At 61.3% G+C, this 20,740-nt stretch carries 21 protein-coding genes and 1 other RNA gene; 4 read left to right on the top strand and 18 right to left on the bottom strand.

The features are described 5' to 3' along the window. Window positions 1–180: 180 nt before the first annotated feature. The 7 genes from DCO45_RS02995 to gyrA form a co-directional block, all read right to left on the bottom strand. On the bottom strand, window positions 181–507 hold the full coding sequence (locus tag DCO45_RS02995; RefSeq protein ID WP_021027333.1) for an integration host factor subunit beta: 327 nt from the start codon (window positions 505–507) through the stop codon (window positions 181–183). Window positions 508–633: 126 nt separating this feature from the next. Further along, complete coding sequence (gene rpsA / locus DCO45_RS02990) at window positions 634–2,316, bottom strand: 30S ribosomal protein S1 (protein ID WP_116924423.1); 1,683 nt, start codon at window positions 2,314–2,316, stop codon at window positions 634–636. 202 nt (window positions 2,317–2,518) lie between these two features. Continuing rightward, a complete protein-coding gene (locus DCO45_RS02985; RefSeq protein ID WP_116924422.1) occupies window positions 2,519–4,606 on the bottom strand; it encodes a bifunctional 3-phosphoshikimate 1-carboxyvinyltransferase/cytidylate kinase in 2,088 nt (695 codons plus the stop codon). 145 nt (window positions 4,607–4,751) lie between these two features. Beyond that, the gene (locus DCO45_RS02980; RefSeq protein ID WP_243419225.1) at window positions 4,752–5,645 is read right to left on the bottom strand and encodes a prephenate dehydrogenase; all 894 of its coding nucleotides are present in this window, start codon (window positions 5,643–5,645) and stop codon (window positions 4,752–4,754) included. Between the two features lie 22 nt (window positions 5,646–5,667). Then, the gene (gene pheA / locus DCO45_RS02975; RefSeq protein WP_021027337.1) at window positions 5,668–6,768 is read right to left on the bottom strand and encodes a prephenate dehydratase; all 1,101 of its coding nucleotides are present in this window, start codon (window positions 6,766–6,768) and stop codon (window positions 5,668–5,670) included. A gap of 98 nt (window positions 6,769–6,866) precedes the next feature. Then, a complete protein-coding gene (serC, locus tag DCO45_RS02970; RefSeq protein WP_116924420.1) occupies window positions 6,867–7,970 on the bottom strand; it encodes a 3-phosphoserine/phosphohydroxythreonine transaminase in 1,104 nt (367 codons plus the stop codon). 104 nt (window positions 7,971–8,074) lie between these two features. Continuing rightward, on the bottom strand, window positions 8,075–10,936 hold the full coding sequence (gene gyrA, locus DCO45_RS02965) for a DNA gyrase subunit A (RefSeq protein ID WP_116924497.1): 2,862 nt from the start codon (window positions 10,934–10,936) through the stop codon (window positions 8,075–8,077). Between the two features lie 227 nt (window positions 10,937–11,163). On the opposite strand from gyrA, the gene ompA reads away from it, so the two are divergent. From ompA to ssrA, 4 genes are all read left to right on the top strand, one after another. After that, window positions 11,164–11,820 carry an outer membrane protein OmpA gene (gene ompA, locus DCO45_RS02960; protein WP_116924419.1) on the top strand — a complete coding sequence of 219 codons (657 nt, stop codon included), beginning with the start codon at window positions 11,164–11,166 and terminating at the stop codon, window positions 11,818–11,820. Between the two features lie 84 nt (window positions 11,821–11,904). Further along, window positions 11,905–12,615 carry a bifunctional 2-polyprenyl-6-hydroxyphenol methylase/3-demethylubiquinol 3-O-methyltransferase UbiG gene (ubiG, locus tag DCO45_RS02955; RefSeq protein WP_116924496.1) on the top strand — a complete coding sequence of 237 codons (711 nt, stop codon included), beginning with the start codon at window positions 11,905–11,907 and terminating at the stop codon, window positions 12,613–12,615. Next, window positions 12,615–13,280, top strand: coding sequence for an HAD-IA family hydrolase (locus DCO45_RS02950; protein ID WP_021027342.1), 666 nt, complete (start codon window positions 12,615–12,617; stop codon window positions 13,278–13,280). The genes ubiG and DCO45_RS02950 overlap by 1 nt, the downstream gene beginning before the upstream one ends. 12 nt (window positions 13,281–13,292) lie before the next feature. Continuing rightward, window positions 13,293–13,670: a transfer-messenger RNA gene (gene ssrA, locus DCO45_RS02945) on the top strand. 125 nt (window positions 13,671–13,795) lie between these two features. On the opposite strand, the gene DCO45_RS02940 is transcribed toward ssrA, so the two are convergent. The 11 genes from DCO45_RS02940 to DCO45_RS02895 form a co-directional block, all read right to left on the bottom strand. After that, window positions 13,796–14,965, bottom strand: coding sequence for a site-specific integrase (locus DCO45_RS02940; protein WP_116924418.1), 1,170 nt, complete (start codon window positions 14,963–14,965; stop codon window positions 13,796–13,798). After that, window positions 14,929–15,165, bottom strand: a complete 237-nt coding sequence (locus tag DCO45_RS02935) for an excisionase family protein (RefSeq protein WP_232539392.1) — start codon at window positions 15,163–15,165, stop codon at window positions 14,929–14,931. The genes DCO45_RS02940 and DCO45_RS02935 overlap by 37 nt, the downstream gene beginning before the upstream one ends. 115 nt (window positions 15,166–15,280) lie before the next feature. Next, the gene (locus DCO45_RS02930; RefSeq protein WP_116924416.1) at window positions 15,281–15,640 is read right to left on the bottom strand and encodes a hypothetical protein; all 360 of its coding nucleotides are present in this window, start codon (window positions 15,638–15,640) and stop codon (window positions 15,281–15,283) included. After that, window positions 15,627–15,794 carry a hypothetical protein gene (locus DCO45_RS22875; RefSeq protein ID WP_165841110.1) on the bottom strand — a complete coding sequence of 56 codons (168 nt, stop codon included), beginning with the start codon at window positions 15,792–15,794 and terminating at the stop codon, window positions 15,627–15,629. Before DCO45_RS22875 ends, DCO45_RS02930 begins: the two co-directional genes overlap by 14 nt. After that, complete coding sequence (locus DCO45_RS02925; RefSeq protein ID WP_133248044.1) at window positions 15,791–16,045, bottom strand: hypothetical protein; 255 nt, start codon at window positions 16,043–16,045, stop codon at window positions 15,791–15,793. The genes DCO45_RS22875 and DCO45_RS02925 overlap by 4 nt, the downstream gene beginning before the upstream one ends. Then, window positions 16,038–16,847: a hypothetical protein gene (locus DCO45_RS02920; protein WP_116924414.1), complete on the bottom strand. Its 810-nt coding sequence runs from the start codon at window positions 16,845–16,847 to the stop codon at window positions 16,038–16,040. Before DCO45_RS02920 ends, DCO45_RS02925 begins: the two co-directional genes overlap by 8 nt. Then, window positions 16,844–17,071, bottom strand: coding sequence for a hypothetical protein (locus tag DCO45_RS22525; RefSeq protein WP_133248042.1), 228 nt, complete (start codon window positions 17,069–17,071; stop codon window positions 16,844–16,846). The genes DCO45_RS02920 and DCO45_RS22525 overlap by 4 nt, the downstream gene beginning before the upstream one ends. A 1-nt stretch (window position 17,072) precedes the next feature. Further along, the gene (locus DCO45_RS02915) at window positions 17,073–17,261 is read right to left on the bottom strand and encodes a hypothetical protein (RefSeq protein WP_116924413.1); all 189 of its coding nucleotides are present in this window, start codon (window positions 17,259–17,261) and stop codon (window positions 17,073–17,075) included. Between the two features lie 417 nt (window positions 17,262–17,678). Beyond that, a complete protein-coding gene (locus DCO45_RS02905) occupies window positions 17,679–18,230 on the bottom strand; it encodes a hypothetical protein (RefSeq protein ID WP_116924411.1) in 552 nt (183 codons plus the stop codon). Further along, window positions 18,230–19,219, bottom strand: coding sequence for a hypothetical protein (locus DCO45_RS02900; RefSeq protein ID WP_133248040.1), 990 nt, complete (start codon window positions 19,217–19,219; stop codon window positions 18,230–18,232). The genes DCO45_RS02905 and DCO45_RS02900 overlap by 1 nt, the downstream gene beginning before the upstream one ends. Continuing rightward, entirely contained in the window at window positions 19,212–20,690 is a 1,479-nt protein-coding gene (locus tag DCO45_RS02895) for a DNA cytosine methyltransferase (protein ID WP_116924409.1), read from the bottom strand. Before DCO45_RS02895 ends, DCO45_RS02900 begins: the two co-directional genes overlap by 8 nt. Window positions 20,691–20,740 lie beyond the last annotated feature (50 nt).

Below are 20,740 nucleotides of genomic sequence, written 5' to 3'. Positions count from 1 at the left end.
ACGGTGTAATAGCGCAGCATAGCGCTGGCGCCGATCCGCAGCAGGTTGCACAGGTACCTCGGTGACATCAGTGCAGCGTGGGGAATGGCGGGCATAAAAAACGCTCCTTAAGGAGCGTTCGTTGGTTTGGCTTCTAACTGCCTGGGGCAGATGGGCCATCCGGGTGGTTCAGCCGGCGCTTTATTCGTCGTTGTTCTTGGGGCTGGCGGTCGAGGTCAGGATATTGCTGGGGTCGTCCACCGATTCGCGCAAGGCCTTGCCTGGCTTGAAGTGGGTGACGCGCTTGGCGGGCACCTGCACGGCTTCGCCGCTGCGTGGGTTGCGGCCCAGGCGGGGTTGGCGGTGGGTGATGGTGAAGCTGCCAAAGCCACGGATCTCGATGCGTTGTCCGCGTACCAGCGAGTCTTCGATGGCCTCCAGAATCGTTTTGACGGCCTGCTCCGCATCCCGCTGCGTCAGCTGGTGGAATCGAGCGGCAAGCTCTTCAATCAGATCGGATCGGGTCATACGAATGTGGAATCTTCGTGAATCAAATAGTCAAAGCGTTGGTGGGCGCACTGGGCGCCCACCTTGTCTGCAAGCTACCGACTATACCAAGACGGGCAAGGCATGGGCCGGCAGCGGAGCCGTCAATTACTTGTCGGCGTCCAGCTTGGCGCGCAGCAGTGCGCCCAGGCTGGTGGTACCAGCATTTTCCTTGGACGATTGCTGCGACAGCGACGCCATGGTTTCTTGCTGCTCAGCGTGGTCCTTCTGCTTGATGGACAGGGAGATGCTGCGGCTCTTGCGATCCACATTGGTCACCACGGCGGTAACTTCATCACCTTCCTTGAGCACCGAACGTGCGTCTTCCACGCGGTCCACCGAGATTTCGGAAGCACGCAGGTAGCCGACGATGTCGTCGCCCAGGTCGATTTCAGCGCCCTTGGCGTCCACGGTCTTGACCTTGCCGGTCACGATCTGGCCCTTGTCGTTCACGGTAGCGAACGTGGTGAATGCATCGCTGTCGAGCTGCTTGATGCCCAACGAGATACGCTCACGGTCCACGTCCACGGCCAGCACGATGGCTTCCACTTCCTGGCCCTTCTTGTAGTTACGAACCGCGGCTTCGCCGGTTTCGTTCCACGACAGGTCAGACAGGTGAACCAGACCGTCGATGCCCGAGGCCAGGCCCACGAACACGCCGAAGTCTGTGATCGACTTGATCGGGCCCTTGACGCGGTCACCGCGCTTGGTGTTTTGCGCGAATTCCTGCCATGGGTTGGCCTTGCACTGCTTCATGCCCAGGGAGATACGACGCTTGTCTTCGTCGATTTCCAGAACCATGACTTCGACTTCGTCGCCCAGGGTCACGAGCTTGGAAGGCGCAACGTTCTTGTTGGTCCAGTCCATTTCGGACACGTGCACCAGACCTTCGATGCCTGGTTCCAGTTCCACGAACGCGCCGTAGTCGGCAATGTTGGTGACCTTGCCGAACAGACGGGTGCTCGATGGATAACGGCGCGACACGCCCATCCATGGATCGTCGCCCATTTGCTTCAGACCCAGCGAGACACGGTTCTTTTCGGTGTCGAACTTCAGGATCTTGGCGGTGATTTCCTGGCCAGCGGTCACCACTTCGGATGGGTGACGCACGCGGCGCCATGCCATGTCGGTGATGTGCAGCAGGCCGTCGATACCGCCCAGGTCCACGAACGCACCGTATTCGGTGATGTTCTTGACCACGCCTTGAACGATGGAGCCTTCCTTGAGGGTTTCCATCAGCTTGGCGCGCTCTTCGCCCATCGAGGCTTCCACCACAGCGCGGCGGCTCAGCACCACGTTGTTGCGCTTGCGATCGAGCTTGATGACCTTGAATTCCAGGGTCTTGTTTTCGTAAGGGGTCAGGTCCTTGATCGGACGGGTGTCGATCAGCGAGCCTGGCAGGAAGGCACGGATGCCGTTGACCAGAACGGTCAGGCCGCCCTTGACCTTGCCGGAGGTGGTACCGGTCACGAATTCGCCCGATTCCAGCGCCTTTTCCAGGGCCAGCCAGGAAGCCAGACGCTTGGCGGTGTCGCGCGACAGAATGGTGTCGCCGTAGCCGTTTTCGATGGAACCGATGGCCACGGACACGAAGTCACCCACTTGGACTTCGATTTCGCCCTGGTCGTTCTTGAATTCGTCGATTGGCACATAGGCTTCGGACTTCAGGCCGGCGTTCACCACCACGAAGTTGTGCTCAACGCGCACGACTTCAGCAGTGATCACTTCGCCAGGACGCATTTCGGTGCGTGTCAACGACTCTTCAAAAAGGGCGGCAAAAGATTCAGACATGTATTTCCTTAGACACGGGCAGGTTTCCGGCAGCACTATTGCTGACGTTTTTATGGCTGGCCGTGCAGGTTGTGTGGTTGTGACACCACGGGGTTCAAAGTTAAACAACCCGGCAACCCATGGCGGTTAGATCCACCAGTAGAAGGTTGCAGGGGCGGGTAACACCGCCGCCAAAGGCAGGAGAAAGGGCGCGCTGGGCGCCTCAGGCCGGCTCTTTGCCAAACGGCTGTCGCTTTTCCCACCAGGACAGCACCTGAGCGACCGCGTTGTCCACGCTCATCTCGGAGTTGTCCAGCAAGAATGCATCCTGCGCTGCATGCAAGGGGGCGGTGGCGCGGTTCATGTCGCGCGTGTCCCGCGCCTCAAGGTCAGCACGAAGGTCGGCTATTGTAGCCGGTATTCCTTTTTCAATCAACTGTTTATGGCGGCGCTCGGCGCGCTTGGCGGCGCTGGCCGTCAGATAGACCTTCAAAGGGGCGAGCGGGAAAATCACCGTGCCCATGTCGCGCCCGTCGGCCACCAGGCCCGGCAGCTGGCGAAAATCATGCTGGGCCTGCACCAGCGCCTGGCGCACGGCGGGCAGCGCTGAGACCAAGGAGGCGTTGGTGCCCGCTTCTTCGCTGCGGATGGCCAGGCTGATGTCCTCGCCATCGAGGCGCACGCGCTGGTCGGCGCCAAACTGGATGTCCATCTGCGAAATCAACGCGGCAATCTGGCTGGCATGCTCGGCATCGATCGGGATGCCAGCGCGGGTGGCGGCCAGGCCGGTGATGCGGTAGAGCGCGCCTGAGTCGAGCAGGTGGTAGCCCAGCTGCTCGGCCACGGCCGAGGCCACGGTGCCCTTGCCCGAGGCGCTGGGCCCGTCGATGCAGATCACCGGGATCGAGCCGGGCACCGCGCGCACGGCCGAGAACATGGCCTCGAAGTAGCCGGGGAAGGTCTTGGCCACACACTTGGGGTCTTCAATACGCACCGGCAGGCCGGCGGGGTTGAAGGCGGCCAGCGAGAAGCACATCGCTACGCGGTGGTCGTCATAGGTGTGGATGCTGGCGGGCTTCCAGGCCTCGCGGTTCGCGGGCGGGGTGATGGTCAGGTAGTCCGCGCCTTCCACCACGACAGCGCCGAGCTTGCGTAGCTCGATGGCCATCGCCGCCAGGCGGTCGGTTTCCTTGACACGCCAGCTGGCGATATTGCGCAAGGTGGTGGTGCCATTGGCGTAGAGCGCCATCGCAGCCAAGGTCATGGCTGCGTCGGGGATATGGTTGCAGTCCATGTCGATGGCCTGCAGCGGCCAGGCGCCCCGGCGGATCTCCAGCCAGTTGGGGCCGCTGGTGATGGCCGCACCCATCGCGCGGGCGGCATCGACAAAGCGGATATCGCCCTGGATGGACTGCGCGCCCACGCCCATCACCTTGACGACGCGGTCCACGCTGGAGGTGCCGCCCTGCGCATTGGGCCGGCTGCCCTTGCTGGCGGCAATGGCGCCCAGCGCGATGAAGTAGCTGGCCGATGAGGCATCGGCCTCGACATGGATCTCGTGCGGCGACTGGTAGCGGCTGCCGGCCAGCACGGTAAAGCGCTGCCACTGATCGTTCTTGATCTGGATGCCAAAGCGTTTGAGCAGCTCCAGCGTGATGTGGATATAGGGCTTGGAGATCAGCTCGCCAGCGACTTCGATGATGATGTCCTGGCGCGTGGCCACCAAGGGCAGCGCCATCAGCAGCGCGGTCAGGAACTGGCTGGAGACATCGCCGCGCACCGTGATGGGCGTGTTCAGCTGCAGCTGCGCGGCCGTCACGGGCTGGATGCGCAGTGGCGGAAAGCCCTCGTTGCCCAGGTAGTCGATCTGGCAGCCCAGCTGGCGCAGCGCATCGACCAGGTCGCCGATGGGGCGTTCGTGCATGCGCGGCACGCCGCTCATCTCGAACTGGCCGCCGAGCAAAGCCAGCGCAGCGGTCAGCGGCCGCATGGCCGTGCCGGCATTGCCCAGGAACAGCGCGGTGCTGCGGGCGGCCAGCGCGGGCGCCAACTGGCCGGCGATGCCGGTGATGTGGTAGCTGTTGAGGTGGGCCGGATCGGTGCTGCGCACCACGGCGCAGCCCAGTTGCTCGAGCGCGCGCAGCATCACCTGGGTATCGTCGGAGTCGAGCAGGTCATGGATGGTGGTGGTGCCCGCGCTCAACGCGGCCAGCAGCAGCACGCGGTTGGAGATGCTCTTGGAGCCGGGCAGCTGCACTTCACCATGGGCGCTTTGCAAGGCGGGGATATCGAGAAATGCAGTGGAGAACATGGCGGGCTCTGCTGTGGGGTAGTTGCGCCAGGCCTGCTGCGCAGGCGGCGCGGTGGTCGCAAACGAAGGTGGCGCTGCCCGGTATCAGGCAGCGCCACTGGCTATTATCGGTCCACCGGCTGGGCCAGTGCCTGCGCTGGGCCGATCAAGCGGTGGTTTTGTGCTTGGACAGCGACTCTGGCGTGTAGAGCTTGCCCTGCTTCCACTGCGCGCGGGTGCTGCTGGCCTCGCGCAGCAGATGCTCGAGCGCGGGCTGGTCGTCGCTCAGCAACGCGGCCTCGTAGCTGCCCAGTATGTGCTGCAGCGACTGGATCTGCTTGAGGATCTCGCTGCGGTTGGCCAGGAAGATATCGCGCCACATCTGCGGCTCGGCGGCGGCGATGCGGGTGAAATCACGAAAGCCGGGGCCGGCGAGCGACAGCATGCGGTGCGCGCCGTCTTGCGACAGCAGCGAGTTCATATAGGCCATGGCCACCAAGTGTGGTGCGTGGCTGCTGGCGGCCAGCGCGGCATCGTGCTGCTCGGGCGCCATGCTGGTCACATGGGTGCCAATGGCCTTCCAGATGGCCTCGGCCTGGCGCAGCTGGGCGACCTTGGTCAGCTCAGTCGGGGTAAGCACCACCTGGGCATCGCGGTAGAGGTTGACGTCGGCATGGTCCACACCAAAGACTTCCTTGCCGGTGATCGGGTGGGCCGGCACAAAGCAGCCAAAGCGGTCGCGCAGCGCACGGCGCGCGGCAGCCACCACATCCATCTTGGTCGAGCCCACATCCATCACCAGGGTGTCGGGGTTGATCAGGTGCTTGATGTTGGCCAGGGTCGACTCGGTCGAAGCGACCGGGATGGCCAGCAGCACCAGATCGGCGCCCGAGACGGCCTGCAGGGCCGAGCTGGCTTCCTCGTCGATGACGCCCATCTGGCGCGCGCGGCTGGTGGTGGATGGCGACTTGCTGTAGCCGACAATGCGTTTGACCAGCCCCGCCCGTTTGGCTGCAAGGGCAAATGAGCCGCCCATCAGCCCGCAGCCGATCAGCGCCATATGTTCAAACTTTTTCACCGATTCAACTCCCGACAGGGTAGGCGCCGAGCACCTTGTAGAACGCACACAGCGCGCGCAGCTCATCCAGCGCCTTGGCCACATGGGGCTGCGACGGGTGGCCGTCCAGATCAATATAGAAATAGTATTCCCACTGGCCGGTGCGGGCCGGGCGGGATTCGAAGCGCGTCATCGACACGCCATGCTTGCTCAGCGGCATCAGCAGCTCATGCACGGCACCGGGCCGGTTGGGCACCGAGACGACCAGGCTGGTGCAGTCCTTGCCACTGGGCTCGGGCGTGGCCAGCGTGTGGGGCAGGCAGATGATGGCAAAGCGCGTGCGGTTGTAGGCATCGTCCTGGATGGCGTGGCTGATGATGTGCAGGCCGTACTGCTGGGCCGCACGCTCGCCGGCGATGCCGGCCATGTTCGGGTGTAGCGCGGCCAGGCGCGCGCCTTCGGCATTGCTCTCGACCGGGCGGCGCTCGGCATGGGGCAGGTGCTTGGACAGCCAGCCCTGGCACTGGGCCAGCGCCTGGGGATGCGCGGCCACGACCTCGATGCCTTCGAGCGAGTTGGTCGTGCGCATCAGGTTGTGGCGGATCAGCAGGCTCACTTCGCCCACCACGTGGCAGGGCGTGTGCAGGAACATGTCCAGCGAACGCGTGACCACGCCTTCGTTCGAGTTCTCCACGCCGACCACGCCAAACTGGGCACTGCCCGCAGCAGTGGAGTGGAAAACCTCTTCAAAACTGTTGCAGTACTTGATGTCGGCAGCGCCGCCAAAGTACTGGATGGCTGCCTCTTCGCAGAAGGTGCCGGCCGGGCCCAGGATGGCGACGCGCTGGGGCGATTCCAGCGCCAGGCAGGCGGACATGATCTCGCGCCAGATGGCCGAGACATGGGCGGCCTTCAAGGGGCCAGGGTTGGCGTTTTCGATCTTCTGGATGACCTGGGCGACCCGGTCCGGGCGGAAGAAGGGCGTGCCTTCGCGTTTTTTCAGCTCGCCCACCCGTTCGGCAACCAGGGCGCGCTGGTTCAGCAAGGTCAGCAGCTGCGTGTCGAGATTGTCAATCTGGACACGCAGTGCGGCGAGTTCGGGGGACGCTTGGGGTGAAGTGCTCATGGTGGCCTGGGTGTGCGATGCGGGCAGCTCCCGGGGAGGCTGCCAACCAGTAAGAATAACGTAAGAGTGTTTCCCGGGCAAAACCGGGGCGTTGCTGATCAGCCCTGTTTTTCAAAACTTTGCATATAGTCCACCAGCGCCTGCACGCCTGCCAGTGGCATGGCGTTGTAGATGCTGGCACGCATGCCGCCCACCGACTTGTGGCCCTTGAGCTGCAGCAGACCGCGCGCCTTGGCGCCATCCAGAAATGCCTGGTTGCGCGATTCGTCCTTGAGGAAGAAGGGCACATTCATGCGCGAGCGGCAGTCGCGCGCCACGCGGTTCTCATAGAGCTGCGAGCCATCGATGGCCTGGTAGAGCAGCTCGGCCTTGGCGCTGTTGCGTGCTTCGAGCGCGGCAACGCCGCTGGCAGCGCCTTCTTGCTGGCGCAAGATCCATTCAAAGGTCAGCCCGGCGATGTAGATGCCCCAGGTGGGGGGCGTGTTGTACATCGACTGGTTGTCGGCGACCAGGCGGTAGTTGAAAGCGCTGGGGCACATAGCCATCGCGTGGCCGAGCAGGTCCTCGCGCACGACGACCAGGGTCAGGCCGGCGGGGCCCAGGTTCTTTTGTGCGCCGCCAAAGGCCAGGCCCACGCGGCTCCAGTCCACGCTGCGCGATGCCACATGCGACGAGAAATCGATCACCAGCGGCGCCTGGCAGCCCAGGCTAGCCAGATCGGGCAGCTGCTGGAACTCCACGCCATTGATGGTCTCGTTGCTGCAGATATGCACATAGCGCGCATCGCTGCGCAGCTTCCAACTGGCGGGATCGGGGATATGGGTAAAGCCCTGGGCTTCGTCGGTGGCGGCGACTGCGGCGTTGCAGAACTTGGCCGCTTCCTTGGTCGACTTCTGGCTCCAGCTGCCGGTGACGACAAAATCGACGGCGCCGCCTTGCGACAGGTTGAGCGGCACGATGGCGTTCTCGGCCAGGCCACCGCCTTGCATGAACAGGATGTGGAAGTTCTGCGGCACGGCCAGCAGCTGGCGGAAATCGGCTTCGGCCTTCTCGCAGATCGAGATGAACTCCTTGCCGCGGTGGCTCATCTCCATCACGCTCATGCCGCTGCCGCGCCAGTCCAGCATCTCGCTGGCTGCTTGCTGCAGCACGTCTTCAGGGATGGCGGCCGGACCGGCCGAGAAGTTATAGGGGCGTTGCATGGAAGGCCTTGTTGGCTCGCACAGCGAGCGGTGATAGCTATGAAAAAGAGAGCATAAGAGTGCAGGAAAAAGCCATGTCGCAACATGGCTTTTTCTGTGCAGGCTTAGGAGCCGTCTGCCGGGCTTGGGGCGTCGTCGCCGTCTGCCGCCTCGGCGCCATCGGCCGCATCGGCGAGCTCGTCTGCCTGCGCATCGTTCTCGACAATGCGCTGCAGGCCGCTCAGCTTGGCGCCTGCATCCAGGCTGATCAAGGTCACGCCCTGTGTGGCGCGGCCCATCTCGCGGATCTCGGCCACCCGGGTGCGCACCAGCACGCCGGTGTCGGTGATCAGCATGATCTGGTCATCCGGGCTCACCAGGGTGGCGGCCACGACCTTGCCGTTGCGCTCCGACTGCTGGATCGCGATCATGCCCTTGGTGCCACGGCCGTGGCGGGTGTACTCGACGATCGAGGTACGCTTGCCGTAGCCGTTTTCGGTGGCGGTCAGCACGCTGTGCAGCGTCTCGCGTGGCAGCTCGCCCAGCGCCGCAATGGCGGCCAGGTCGGCCGCTTCCAGCGCGGCGCGGGCCTCGTCGATCTGCTTGCGCACCGCGTCAATATCAGCCGCCGGTGCCTGGGCGTCCTGCAGCTCCTTGTCGCGGATCTGCAGGTTGTCCAGCGCGTCCTTGGCCTTGCGCGCTTCGACTTCGGCCGGGTGCTGCTCGGCCACCAACATGGCGATCAGGTTCTGGCTGTCGTCGATGTTCATGCCGCGCACGCCGCGCGCATTGCGGCCCATGGGGCGCACATCGTTTTCATCGAAGCGCACGGCCTTGCCGCCATCGCTGAACAGCATCACATCGTGGCGGCCTTCGGTCAGTGCCGCGCCAATCAGCACGTCGCCATCGTCCAGGCCCACGGCGATGATGCCGGCCTTGCGCGGGTTGCTGAATTCGTCCAGCGAGGTCTTCTTGACGGTGCCCATGCGGGTGGCCATGAAGACGTAGTGATCGGCCGGGAAGCTGCGGTATTCGCCGGTGAGCGGCAGCACCACGTTGATCTTCTCATCGTCCTGCAGCGGGAACATGTTGACGATGGGGCGGCCACGCGAGCCGCGCGAGCCGGCAGGCACTTCCCAGACCTTGAGCCAGTACAGGCGGCCCCGGTTGGAGAAGCACAGCAGGTAGTCGTGCGTGTTCGCAATGAAGAGCTGGTCGATCCAGTCGTCTTCCTTGGTGGCTGTCGCCTGCTTGCCGCGCCCGCCGCGCTTTTGAGAGCGGTATTCGCTCAGCGGCTGGCTCTTGATATAGCCGGTGTGCGACAGGGTCACCACCATGTCGGTCGGGGTGATCAGGTCTTCGGTGGACAGGTCCTGCGCGCTGTACTCGACCTGGCTGCGGCGTGCGCCCAGCTTGGTCTGGCCGAACTCGGTCTTCAGGGCCACCAGCTCTTCGCCGATGATGGTCGAGACGCGCTCGGGCTTGGCCAGGATGTCCAGCAGGTCTTCGATGACTGCCATGATGTCCTTGTACTCGGCAACGATCTTGTCCTGTTCCAGGCCGGTCAGGCGCTGCAGACGCATCTGCAGGATTTCCTGTGCTTGCGTTTCGGACAGGCGGTAGAGGCCGTCCTGCTGCATGCCGAATTCCACTTCCAGACCTTCGGGGCGGTAGTCGTCGGCATTGATGACGCCGCCATCGGTGCGCGTGCGGGTGAGCATCTCGCGCACCAGCTTGCTGTCCCAGCTCTTGGCCATCAGCTCGGCCTTGGCCACCGGCGGGGTGGGGGCGTTGCGGATGATGGCGATGAAGTCATCGATGTTGGCCAGCGCCACGGCCAGGCCTTCGAGCACATGGCCGCGGTCGCGTGCCTTGCGCAGCTCATACACGGTGCGGCGCGTGACTACTTCGCGGCGGTGCTCCAGGAAGACCTTGATCAGGTCCTTCAGGTTGCACAGCTTGGGCTGGCCATTGATCAGGGCCACCATGTTCATGCCAAAGGTGTCCTGCAACTGGGTCTGCTTGTACAGGTTGTTGAGCACCACCTCGGGCACTTCGCCGCGCTTGAGCTCGATCACCAGGCGCATGCCGGACTTGTCCGATTCATCCTGGATGTGGCTGATGCCTTCGATCTTCTTCTCGTGCACCAGCTCGGCCATGCGCTCCTGCAAGGTCTTCTTGTTGACCTGATAGGGCAGCTCGTCGACGATGATCGACTGGCGCTGGCCCTTGTCGATGTCTTCGAAGTGCACCCTGGCGCGCATCACCACCTTGCCGCGGCCGGTGCGGTAGCCTTCCTTGACGCCATTGATGCCGTAGATGATGCCGGCGGTGGGGAAATCGGGCGCAGGCACGATCTCCATCAGGTCATCGACCGTCGCGTCGGGATGGTGCAGCAGGTGCAGGCAGGCATCCACCACTTCATTCAAGTTGTGCGGAGGAATATTGGTGGCCATACCCACCGCAATACCGGCCGATCCATTGATCAGCAGATTGGGAACGCGCGCGGGCAGCACCAGCGGCTCGCTTTCGGAGCCGTCGTAGTTGGGGCCGAAGTCCACGGTTTCCTTGTCGATATCGGCCAGCATTTCGTGGGCGATCTTGGACAGGCGGATTTCGGTATAACGCATGGCCGCAGCACTGTCGCCGTCCACCGAGCCGAAGTTGCCCTGGCCATCGACCAGCATATGGCGCAGGGAAAAATCCTGGGCCATGCGCACGATAGTGTCGTAGACGGCGCTGTCACCGTGCGGGTGGTACTTACCAATCACGTCACCCACGATACGCGCACTCTTCTTATAAGGGCGGTTCCAATCATTGTTCAGCTCATGCATCGCATACAGAACCCGGCGGTGCACCGGTTTCATGCCGTCGCGGGCATCTGGGAGGGCGCGGCCGACGATCACGCTCATCGCGTAATCGAGGTAGCTGCGGCGCATTTCCTCTTCCAGGCTGATCGGCAATGTTTCTTTAGCAAACTGGGTCATAGTGCTGGCATAGGTGGCGAAGTACAAGAGGCATTTTAGGCGCAAGCTGATGTTGCATGTGGGCAACATTCTAGGCCCAATGCGCTTTTGTCTTACCGTTGGCGCTACAGATAACTATGGCGATCCGGTACGCCTATGGCACAATAAGTAAGAACGTTTTTGGTGATGGTCACTGACGACGTCTTGATTCGCAGCGCGGCTGCGGCTTTTTCCCCAAGAGGAGAACCATGAAGAAACTGAACAAAGTGGCGATGTTGTTTGCCTCTGCAGCGCTTGCAACCGCCGCTGGAGCACAAATTAAGGCTGCTGATGGCGGCAAAGTAGTTGACAACTGGCAAAACGGCAGCGGTGAGTTGGTCTGGAAGAACGGTACCAACGAACTGTGCTGGCGCGATGCTAACTGGACCCCTGCTACCGCTGCTGAAGGCTGCGACGGTGCCCTGGTGAAGGCTGCTGAAACGCCTGCTCCAGCACCTGCTGCTGCTCCAGCTACCCCAGCACCCGCTCCAGTGGCTCCTCCAGTGGCCCAGACCCAAAAGGTCACCTACGCTGCTGACGCATTCTTCGACTTCGACAAGTCGGTGCTGAAGCCAGAAGGCAAGGCTAAGCTGGACGATGTGGCTTCCAAGGTGAAGAACATCAACCTGGAAGTGATCATCGCTGTGGGTCACACCGACTCCATCGGCTCCGATGCTTACAACCAAAAGCTGTCCGTGCGTCGCGCTGAAGCTGTGAAGGCTTACCTGGTGTCCAAGGGCATCGACAAGAGCCGCGTGTACACCGAAGGCAAGGGCGAAAAGCAACCAGTGGCAGACAACAAGACTGCAGCTGGCCGCGCCAAGAACCGTCGCGTGGAAATCGAAGTGGTGGGCACCCAGAAGTAATTCTTCTGCCCCCGCGCAAAAAAGCCCCATTCGTGGGGCTTTTTTTATGCCTGAATGCGCCTGCAGATGGTGGACAATCAGGCCATGAACCAGACTGTGAATGCCGATCCGGCCGAATTGGCCAAGTTTTCCGAGCTCGCCATGCACTGGTGGGATCCGGACAGTGACTTCAAACCCTTGCACCAGATCAATCCACTGCGATTGGACTGGATCAATGCCCTCAGTCCCTTGAATGGCCAGAAGGTGCTGGATGTGGGCTGCGGCGGTGGCATTTTGAGCGACTCAATGGCGCGCAAGGGCGCCACCGTGACCGGCATCGATCTGGCCACCAAGGCGCTGCGTGTGGCCCAGCTCCATGCGCTGGAGGCGCAAACCCCCAGTATCACCTACCAGGAAATCGCTGTCGAGACACTGGCACAGCTGCAGCCCCAGAGCTTTGATACCGTCACCTGCATGGAGATGCTCGAGCACGTGCCCGACCCCGCATCGGTGGTCCAGGCCTGCCATGACCTGGTCAAGCCCGGCGGCTGGGTGTTTTTCTCGACGATTAACCGCAATGCCAAGGCCTTTGCGCTGGCGATTGTGGGTGCGGAATATATCTTGCAGATGCTGCCCAAGGGCACGCATGAGTTTGCCAAGTTCATCCGTCCCTCGGAGCTGGCCCACTACTGCCGCAGCGCCGGCCTGGTGCATGCGCACAGCAAGGGCCTGCAGTTCAATCCCTTGACGCAGCGCTACTGGCTCAACGAAGACACCAGCGTCAACTACATGATCGCAACCCGAAAGCCCGGCTGATGCAAAGATCGATACGCGCCATTCTGTTCGACCTGGACGGAACCCTGATTGACAGCGCCCCGGATCTGGGCGCGGCTGCAGACCAGATGCGGGTGGCACGGGGCATGCCATCCTTGCCGATGGCCGATTACCGGCCGTATGCCGGATCGGGCGCGCGCGGCATGCTGCGCGTGGCCTTTGGCATGCAGCCCGAGGATGCCGAGTTCCCCACCATGCGCGAGGAGTTCTTCCAGAACTACGAGCGCCGCATGACGCAGGACACCACCGTGTTCGATGGCGTGTCCGATATGCTGGCCAGCATTGTGGCGCGCCAGCTGCACTGGGGCGTAGTGACCAACAAGTCCAAGCGCTTTACCGAGCCGTTGTCGCGCCAGATGGCCTTGTTCGCCAGCGCCGGTGCCGTCGTGAGTGGCGATACCACACCGCATGCCAAGCCCCACCCCGAGCCGCTCTTTGAAGCAGCACGCCGCATCGGCGTCGATCCGCAGGACTGCGTCTATGTGGGCGATGACGAGCGTGACATCATCGCCGGCAAGGCCGCTGGCATGCACACGGTCGCCGCTGTCTACGGCTACCTGGGTGAAAAGCAGTCGGTCGCGCACTGGGAAGCCGATGATGTCATCAATTCTCCACACGAGCTCTTGAAACGGCTGAATCTGGCCTAAAATAGATGCTATGGGGCTGTCCTGGTTTCGACGTGGGTTCGGGATCGGTGTGGTGCATGTCGAGCTTGAATGACGCTCGTAAATCTCCGTTCAAAAAACTAACTGCAAACGACGAACGTTTCGCACTCGCCGCTTAAATCCGGTGAGCCTTGCAACAGTATGTTGATGGGCTGGGCAAGGGGGTAGCAATACCTCCCGGCTGCAAGGGAATTTACATCAGCTGGCCGTCTACCGGGTACCTTGGTAGATGGCAAGATCTAAGGGTACTGGCTTGCAATGCAGCGTGTGTCTGCGCGGCTTTGCAGGCGAGATTCAAACCAGAACACTAAACATGTAGATCTGCTCGACGAAGGCTGACGGACGCGGGTTCAATTCCCGCCAGCTCCACCATACAGCACAACGCCACACAAGAGGAACGCCTCTGTGTGGCGTTATTTTTTGCCAATTCGATTGTCTGTGATTGTCCAGAAAATCACACCGAAATCACACCGAAATCACACCGAAATCACACGGGCCTACTGAACGGCTTTCAGGCTGGCCTTTGGCTTCTGGAAGTCTTCCCTGATGAACTTGCCATAGGTGCGGAAAACCATTTCCACATCCTCATGCCCCAGTTGCTGGGCGACGTACCAAGGGTTGCCTCCAGCGGTCAGCAGGGTCGAGGCGTAGGTGTGGCGGATTTGATACGGGTTGCGGTAGGGAATGCCAGACCGCTTCATGATCGGCAGCCAGGCATTCTTTCTCACCTGAGCATCGGTGGCCCATGGGTCCAGGGTCGCAGGGTTTAGCCAGACCCGAGATCCGCGCAGCTGGCTTATTGAGCGCTGAACACGCAGCGCCTCCATGGCCTCAGCATTCAAATCGACATCCCGAATACCTGCGGCGGTTTTCGGCGCTTTAATCACGCCGGCCACCTGGTTCTGAATAATCCGAGCTGTGGCTTTATCCCAATCTATATGCTCCCATTGCAGGGCTTGGAGTTCTCCAGGCCGCAGGCCGGTGTTAAACCAAAACTGGAATGTCGGTCTTTCATCCAGCCGGCAGGCGGCCAGGATGGCTACCCGCTCAGCATGAGTGAACGGGTTGATCACATAGTCACTTGCCCTGCTGGTCTGGCGAATGAGCTTCACCAGCGCGATGCGATCAAATGGGTTGGCATCTATCAACCCATCATTCAGTGCATCCTCCATGACTGACCGTAGGGGGATCAACATATTGCGGATCGCCTTGCTGGTGCAGTCCATTCCGCTGATCCAGTCGCGGAGTGCAGAGGGCGTGACCTCGGCCAGCTTGTGGCCGTGCCACTCTCTCATCCTCTCGCCGGTGATGCTCTTGGCGTAGCCCCGGAAGGTCGCCGGGGACATTTTCCCGTTGGCCACTTGCTTCTCGTAGAGTTCCAGCTGCTTTTGCAGCATTTCCTCCATTAGCGAGGATTCTCGGGTTGGCTTCTTGGCTTTGGGGCTTTCAGGGAAGTAGTCAGCATAAACGAAAGTCCCGTCTGCTACCTTGCGCTTAATCTCTGCCCGGAGGTTGCTGGCATATTGAATGCTGGCTTTATTTACCGGGCAGGCTGGAAGTAGCTCCCGGCACTGTTGAGCGTTCCAGATGAATGAGACTTGAATGCGTGGGCCGGAAACCAAATCCCGAATCAGCACGCCCGGCGGGGTAGCTGGTTTTTTATCCATTGATCAGCCTCTTTTATGTTCACGTAAAGACGGCGGGCGATAACTGCGCAGTGCGTTCCATCCAGCCACACACCATTGCGACGGCGGCAGTGCACAGCCATTGGCGTGACACCTGTGAGTTCTTCAAACTTCTCTGCCAGCACCCACTCAGGCGTCACTGTCGGCTCAGCTGGATTGGATGGTGTATCTTTATGTTTCACGATTCCTCCAGTAATTGGGCAAAAAAGAACCCCGCTCATTGGCGGGGCTCGGGTTCGTCTTGTTCGCGGAATCTGTCGCGCCTCTCTCGTAGGGCGCGGGCTCGTTTTGACAGGTTCATGTGCTTCCTTCAATCTTCCGGCGTCCTGGCTTGAACGCGCGGACGTGTGGCATGCCGACAAAGATGCTGCGGCCTACAGGTTTCCATGTGGTTGTGTCGTCGCTCAGATACTCGTCGTCCGGCCTGATGATGTCCACATCGGGGATAAGCATCCGATATGCTTGGTTGGGCAGCACCGCAGATCCAGCATCCATGCGGGTTTGCTCAGATTCAGGTCTGTTTTGAGCAGCGCCCTTGTGGGCCATGGCTGCTTGCCAGCCCGCCAGTGCGCTGGGGTCATCAAGTGCGCCCACCTCGTCCTCGTGGGTTCTCAGCCATGCGTAAAAAGCCTCACGGCTTGGGTCAGGGGTTGTCATTGGTGGCTCCTAAATCAGGAAATGCTTCGTTCAGGTGCGCGTTGATGTTGGCTAGCTCGTAGAGCGCCTCATCCAGCAGGGCGTTGATGTCTGCGCGATTCTTTGGCGCGACCATGGCGAACGGGTCGAACTTGGTCAGCACTTCGATGGTCATCCCTCACCTCCAGTGCCGCGAGCGCGGATGGCTTCTGCAATCTTGAACATGCCACTGGCCGGGGCTCCGCTCCAGTGATGACCTTCGCTTTCTGCAATGCGGGCACATTCTTCCCGCTCATACTCAGCTGCCATCTGCGAGATCTCGCTCACAAAGGAGATCAGCTCATCGTGCAAGAACTCTTTGTGTTGCGAACTGGTGCAGGTGGCATGCTTCCCGGCCAGGTAGATCACAGTGTCTCGGTCAATCATTGGTGGCTCCTTGTACGCGACTCATGATCCATTCCTGGATCACAGCATCTTTCTGTTCCTGGGTCAGCGGCTCCCGCTCAGGTGGGGGAGGGGCGGCTGAGAGCATGGCGGCCTTGGCAAGCTTCAGGCTGATAGCTATCTGCTCATGCTGTCCGGTCATTGGCACAAACGCTAGGCACATGAAGTCGTAAAGGTTCACAACTTCCACCGGCACCAGGCGCCACCCATCCGGCGCAGCCTGCCGCGCTGATAGCTGGGCCTCCGCCTTGAACTGTTTTGTCAACTCGAAGCCTGTAGCTGTTTTAAGCAACTCCAAACCACTTCGCTTGATTGTCAGAACGATTGCGGCATTCTCGGCCTCAAGCTCCGCGATGCGCAGCTCCATACCTCCTGCATTTGCACGAGCCAAGTCACCCTTAGCAGCGGCATCGTTTGCAAGCGCCAACTCGTTGCGCGCATCGGTGTTCAGCCGATTGGCCATGTCCAGGCGCTGGGTGAGGGCGGTGACTTGCTGCTCGGCTGCTGAGGCGCGGTTGGCCTGGGCGACTAGCTGGGCTTCTAGGCTGGCCAGCCGGTCATCGGCAGTGTTTTCCATCTTGCGGCCTGAGTAGTCGCCTTCCGCCAAGTCGCCGCGTTGCAGAGCCAGCTCAAGCAAGCGCTCAGTCTCCTGATAGCCCAGTCCTGTCTTTCGGGCGACGTAGGCGAGGCTTGCCTTTACGTTGGCATGGTGCACAACTTCAGAGTAGCGCTTTGCTTCGGCCAACCGCAGCGCTTCGGGCTGTGCTTCTGTCTTGTCGGTCATGGTGCTTCCTTGGGGGCTGGCTTGATAAGTTCGGCATAGATCTCGGGATGCACATACAGCGTATGGTCCAGGCGGATAATTCCAGGGGCCATATACGTTTCCCGTCTGACCGTCCATCGCCGCCTTCGCTTCGGAGTTGGGTGCATCCGAACTGCCCACTCTTCTTTCATCACAATGGCCATGGCGCTTTTCACAACGCGCAGGCCTGCAAAAGAGGAGTTCATCTCAATCCTCCTTCTTGGCCTGGGCTGCGTGATACATCCTCAGAGCTTTGCCGATGGTTGGCCAGCCGACCACATCGCGGTAAAGGCGCCAGGCCAGAAATTGCACTGCGTGTCCCAGCAGAACAACCAGAAGTAAAGCGCCAAGCAGCCAAATCAGCGCATTCGTGTAGAACATTGCGAGTTCGATCATTTGCTGTCCTTCTGTGGTTGGGCCTGGGCTGATGCATCACGCTTGGCTGCACGCTGCATGCGACGGCGCATTTCCCGATTCGGCTTCTCTGGAGCCCAAAATCCTCCAGCGGCCTCTATTTCACGGCTCTGCTTATGGGCGGCCATGCCTGCCACTAGGCCGGCAGTGTTGGAAATTGCTCTGCGCATCACTGTCCCTCCCTCTGTTGGGCCTGGGCCGATCTTTGCCCCGCGCGATGCGCAGATTGAAGGCCGTCCATCAGTTCCTTGTGTGTGAGCACATAGCAGCCGCCAGCCTGTTCGCACCTCGCAGCGACTGCGCCAGGTACGACGCGGCCAGTGAAGTGGTAAAACTGCTGCATGGTGATCGGCTGGCTGTATGCCGCGCCTGCGATAGCGATAAGGGCTAGAGTTCGCATCACTGGCCCGCCCTCTGGTGGGCGCGCTGGGCGGCCCGGTACGCCTTTAGCGCTTGCTTGTAACTGGCCTTCGCTTCCTTTTTGGTGCTGGCCCACTGACCTTCTACGTCACGCCAAGCGTTGTAGCCGTACCCAGACATACGGTACATGCGGTATTCCAGCGTGTTGCGTGGCCCATAGTCGCGATAGCCGCGAGTCTCGAACCTTGGCAGACGGCCTCCGCAAAGCCACTCTCCGAACGAAAAGCCTGAATCGGCATCGAGCCATTGGTGGTGCTGGCTTTGGATCTTGGGCGGCACTGGAGCTGGCAGCTGCTCAATCGCAAGTGCGCGACCCGCCTCAGAAGCCCGAAAAACGATGTCTTCGGGGTCGCAGAAAGCTGGCGTGCGTGTGCGGATCATCAGTCCCATGCTTTCAAGCGCCTCCAAATCCGGCATGTCAAAATGCCCGGGGCCAGCCACGAAGTGGTTGCGGTGTCCCTCGCGCTGCTCTGGTCTCATGCCGAGGGTGTGATGCAGCAATGCCACTTGCTGTGCAGTTGCTTGCGCCATCACGCCTCCTTTGCGGCATGGCCGCCTTCCTGGGCTGCAGCCAGCAAATCATCGTGCGATGGCCCGATCAGTTTTTCAGCGTCTCCGCCAAGGTAGGTGATGACTTGCCGCCAGGTGTTATCCAGGCTGCGGCGGTGAATGTTCACCAATGGGCGATTGCGCACCTCGTCATTCCAGCGCTGCACAGCCCAATCCAGCGCACCAGCGGGCTGGGCCTGGGGTGCTGTGCGGATCGAAACTGGCTCGACTTCATAGTCGTCGTCGTTTTCGTCTGGCACCTTGGTAACCCGGAACACTTCAGGCCATGAACGGATTGACGCCTGCAATTCAAATTCTTCGCCCAGCTTGCGGCCCTGTACAAAGTCGATATCGCTTGGCAAATCGCGCCAAGTATCGCCGTCATCGTCTGAGTAGCAATCTGCCACCGGCTCGGCCTGCACCTCTGCCTGGGCAATTGGCAAGTGAATGTACTGTCCGCGCCACACAATGCGGTCGCAGTGGTCTGGAACAGGTTGCACATAGGTGGATGCATGCACCACCGCTGCCTGGTCACCTGCCGAGGAATCCTCGGTTGCTGGAAGGGCTGGGGTGGCGGCGAGTGCGGCGCGCAATCCGTTACGGCACGCGTCACGCACGGTGTTGGTGTGCAGTCCTCCGATGTTCGAGCGGCCAAAGCGATCAGCCTCCTCGACAGAGCGGCGCTGCTCAGCAAGGTACGCATCTACCATCGCATCAGTGATTTCAGGCACAGCCACTGCTGCGGGCGCTGCCTGTGCTGCCACTGCCTGGGCCGCGTCGTTGATGGCATCGAGGATGATGTTACGCAGCTCATCAGGTGTGACCAGCATGGCCTCAGGCCAATCTGCTGGGCTGTCTCGGTCTGGGAGTTCTGCCACACGCTGACAGATTTGATCCGCCATGCATTCACCAAGGGCGACAAACGGTTCGCCGGCAGTCTTGAGGGGAGCGGAAGAGTTGTTTTCAGCCACGGGTGGCCTCCAATGTCAAAAGTTGGGTATGGATCCGGCGGCCTATCCAGCGCGCCACGGGAACGGCCCAGCTATTGCCCAGCGCTTTGTAGCGGGGGCCATCTGGGCATTGGTCGGCGGGTTTGCCGCGCCAGGGGATAGCGGTGTAGCCATCGGGAAAGCCTTGGAGGCGTTCGCACTCGACGGGGGTGAGGCGACGGACTTGGCTTGCGGTGCAGGCAATGAGTTGCTGATCGGCTTGATGCCCGGGGCTGTTTGTCTGGCCTGCTCCCCGGCTTGATCGGGCAACAAGAGTTCCAGCAATTCCCGGTGTGTAGACGGGGATCACATACTCATCTTTGGTGTCTCCTGACACCGCGCCATGGCTTGCCTTGCTGCCACCTCCGCTTCGGAGGGTGGGCATGATGTCCACATGGGGCACGCACACTGCTTGGCCCTGGGCCTGGTCGAGGGTGTGTGTTACCTCGACGGCAATGCCATGGCCGTTAGCGCTGGTCTGCGCGGTGCGGACTGCGTAAACCGCGTTCTCCTGTCCCTGGTTTCTGCCAAGGGTGTGCGCCATGTCGCGCAGCGTGTCCGGGTCTTGCGATCCGTGCACCACGAATGTTTCGGATTCAAAATCTTGTCTGCCAGAGGCGGTGCCAGAGGCGTTGAGCGCTGTGCTCACATCAAGCGGGCCAGAGGTGCGGTTTCCTCCGAAGCAAGCTACTACTGGGTCTTGGCCCCTGGTGTCGCCTATTCTTCCGACGCCTCGACCGCTGCCAGTAAGGCATGGTGCAACCGAGTGGGCAGTTTCTTCCCCCGCTTCTCTGCTCGGCGCAGAATCCCGGCGCATGCCGTCCCACTCAAAAAGAACCTGGGCGGGATCAAACCCTGGTCGAGCACTTGAGACAACAAACACACGGCGGCGTCGTTGGGCCACTCCGAAGTATTGGGCGTCCAGGGTCCGCCATGCGACTGCGCGCGTGGGTCCATAGACACAACCAGCGTTCGACCATTTGCCCCCTGGTGGCTGCAATGGGTCATCTTCTCCGGCAAGGCCAGCCAGAAAGCACCCGAATGCGTTGTCCTTGGTGTTGAGGACGCCGGGGACGTTTTCCCACTTGATGACACAGGCTGACTTTCCAGCACGGGATCGAGAAAGGTCAATTGCATTTGCGAGCTCCACAAATTTCAGCGTGAGATTGCCTCGGGCGTCGTCCAGCGAATTGCGCAAACCTGCCACGCTGAAAGCTTGGCAAGGTGTGCCGCCCGCCAGCACATCAGGCGCTGAGACTTCGCCGATAAGGACGCGGCGGGCAATGGTGGTCATGTCGCCCAGGTTGGGGACGGTGGGATAGTGGTGAGCCAGCGCGGCCGCAGGGAAAGGCTCAATCTCGGCCAGCCAGGCTGCGCGCCATCCCAACGGGTGCCACGCAACACTTGCCGCCTCGATGCCGCTGCAGACTGAGCCAAATTCGATGGTGTCCATGGCGTAGGAATAGAAGAGCCCGCCTCGATTGCTCAGGGCGGGCTGTGAAT

Origin of the sequence: Comamonas sp. JNW, from assembly GCF_003105075.1 — a bacterium.
GTDB lineage: Bacteria > Pseudomonadota > Gammaproteobacteria > Burkholderiales > Burkholderiaceae_C > Comamonas > Comamonas squillarum.
The sequence above is the reverse complement of the archived record's forward strand: the minus strand, read 5'-3'. Positions and strand labels throughout refer to the sequence as shown.

What these genes read in the sequence shown, in the direction of transcription:
- DCO45_RS02995 (WP_021027333.1), bottom strand. Translation starts at nt 507, where the DNA reads ATGACCCGATCCGATCTGATTGAAGAGCTTGCCGCTCGATTCCACCAG.
- rpsA (WP_116924423.1), bottom strand. Translation starts at nt 2,316, where the DNA reads ATGTCTGAATCTTTTGCCGCCCTTTTTGAAGAGTCGTTGACACGCACC.
- DCO45_RS02985 (WP_116924422.1), bottom strand. Translation starts at nt 4,606, where the DNA reads ATGTTCTCCACTGCATTTCTCGATATCCCCGCCTTGCAAAGCGCCCAT.
- DCO45_RS02980 (WP_243419225.1), bottom strand. Translation starts at nt 5,645, where the DNA reads ATGGCGCTGATCGGCTGCGGGCTGATGGGCGGCTCATTTGCCCTTGCA.
- pheA (WP_021027337.1), bottom strand. Translation starts at nt 6,768, where the DNA reads ATGAGCACTTCACCCCAAGCGTCCCCCGAACTCGCCGCACTGCGTGTC.
- serC (WP_116924420.1), bottom strand. Translation starts at nt 7,970, where the DNA reads ATGCAACGCCCCTATAACTTCTCGGCCGGTCCGGCCGCCATCCCTGAA.
- gyrA (WP_116924497.1), bottom strand. Translation starts at nt 10,936, where the DNA reads ATGACCCAGTTTGCTAAAGAAACATTGCCGATCAGCCTGGAAGAGGAA.
- ompA (WP_116924419.1), top strand. Translation starts at nt 11,164, where the DNA reads ATGAAGAAACTGAACAAAGTGGCGATGTTGTTTGCCTCTGCAGCGCTT.
- ubiG (WP_116924496.1), top strand. Translation starts at nt 11,905, where the DNA reads ATGAACCAGACTGTGAATGCCGATCCGGCCGAATTGGCCAAGTTTTCC.
- DCO45_RS02950 (WP_021027342.1), top strand. Translation starts at nt 12,615, where the DNA reads ATGCAAAGATCGATACGCGCCATTCTGTTCGACCTGGACGGAACCCTG.
- DCO45_RS02940 (WP_116924418.1), bottom strand. Translation starts at nt 14,965, where the DNA reads ATGGATAAAAAACCAGCTACCCCGCCGGGCGTGCTGATTCGGGATTTG.
- DCO45_RS02930 (WP_116924416.1), bottom strand. Translation starts at nt 15,640, where the DNA reads ATGACAACCCCTGACCCAAGCCGTGAGGCTTTTTACGCATGGCTGAGA.
- DCO45_RS22875 (WP_165841110.1), bottom strand. Translation starts at nt 15,794, where the DNA reads ATGACCATCGAAGTGCTGACCAAGTTCGACCCGTTCGCCATGGTCGCG.
- DCO45_RS02925 (WP_133248044.1), bottom strand. Translation starts at nt 16,045, where the DNA reads ATGATTGACCGAGACACTGTGATCTACCTGGCCGGGAAGCATGCCACC.
- DCO45_RS02920 (WP_116924414.1), bottom strand. Translation starts at nt 16,847, where the DNA reads ATGACCGACAAGACAGAAGCACAGCCCGAAGCGCTGCGGTTGGCCGAA.
- DCO45_RS22525 (WP_133248042.1), bottom strand. Translation starts at nt 17,071, where the DNA reads ATGAACTCCTCTTTTGCAGGCCTGCGCGTTGTGAAAAGCGCCATGGCC.
- DCO45_RS02915 (WP_116924413.1), bottom strand. Translation starts at nt 17,261, where the DNA reads ATGATCGAACTCGCAATGTTCTACACGAATGCGCTGATTTGGCTGCTT.
- DCO45_RS02905 (WP_116924411.1), bottom strand. Translation starts at nt 18,230, where the DNA reads ATGGCGCAAGCAACTGCACAGCAAGTGGCATTGCTGCATCACACCCTC.
- DCO45_RS02895 (WP_116924409.1), bottom strand. Translation starts at nt 20,690, where the DNA reads ATGGACACCATCGAATTTGGCTCAGTCTGCAGCGGCATCGAGGCGGCA.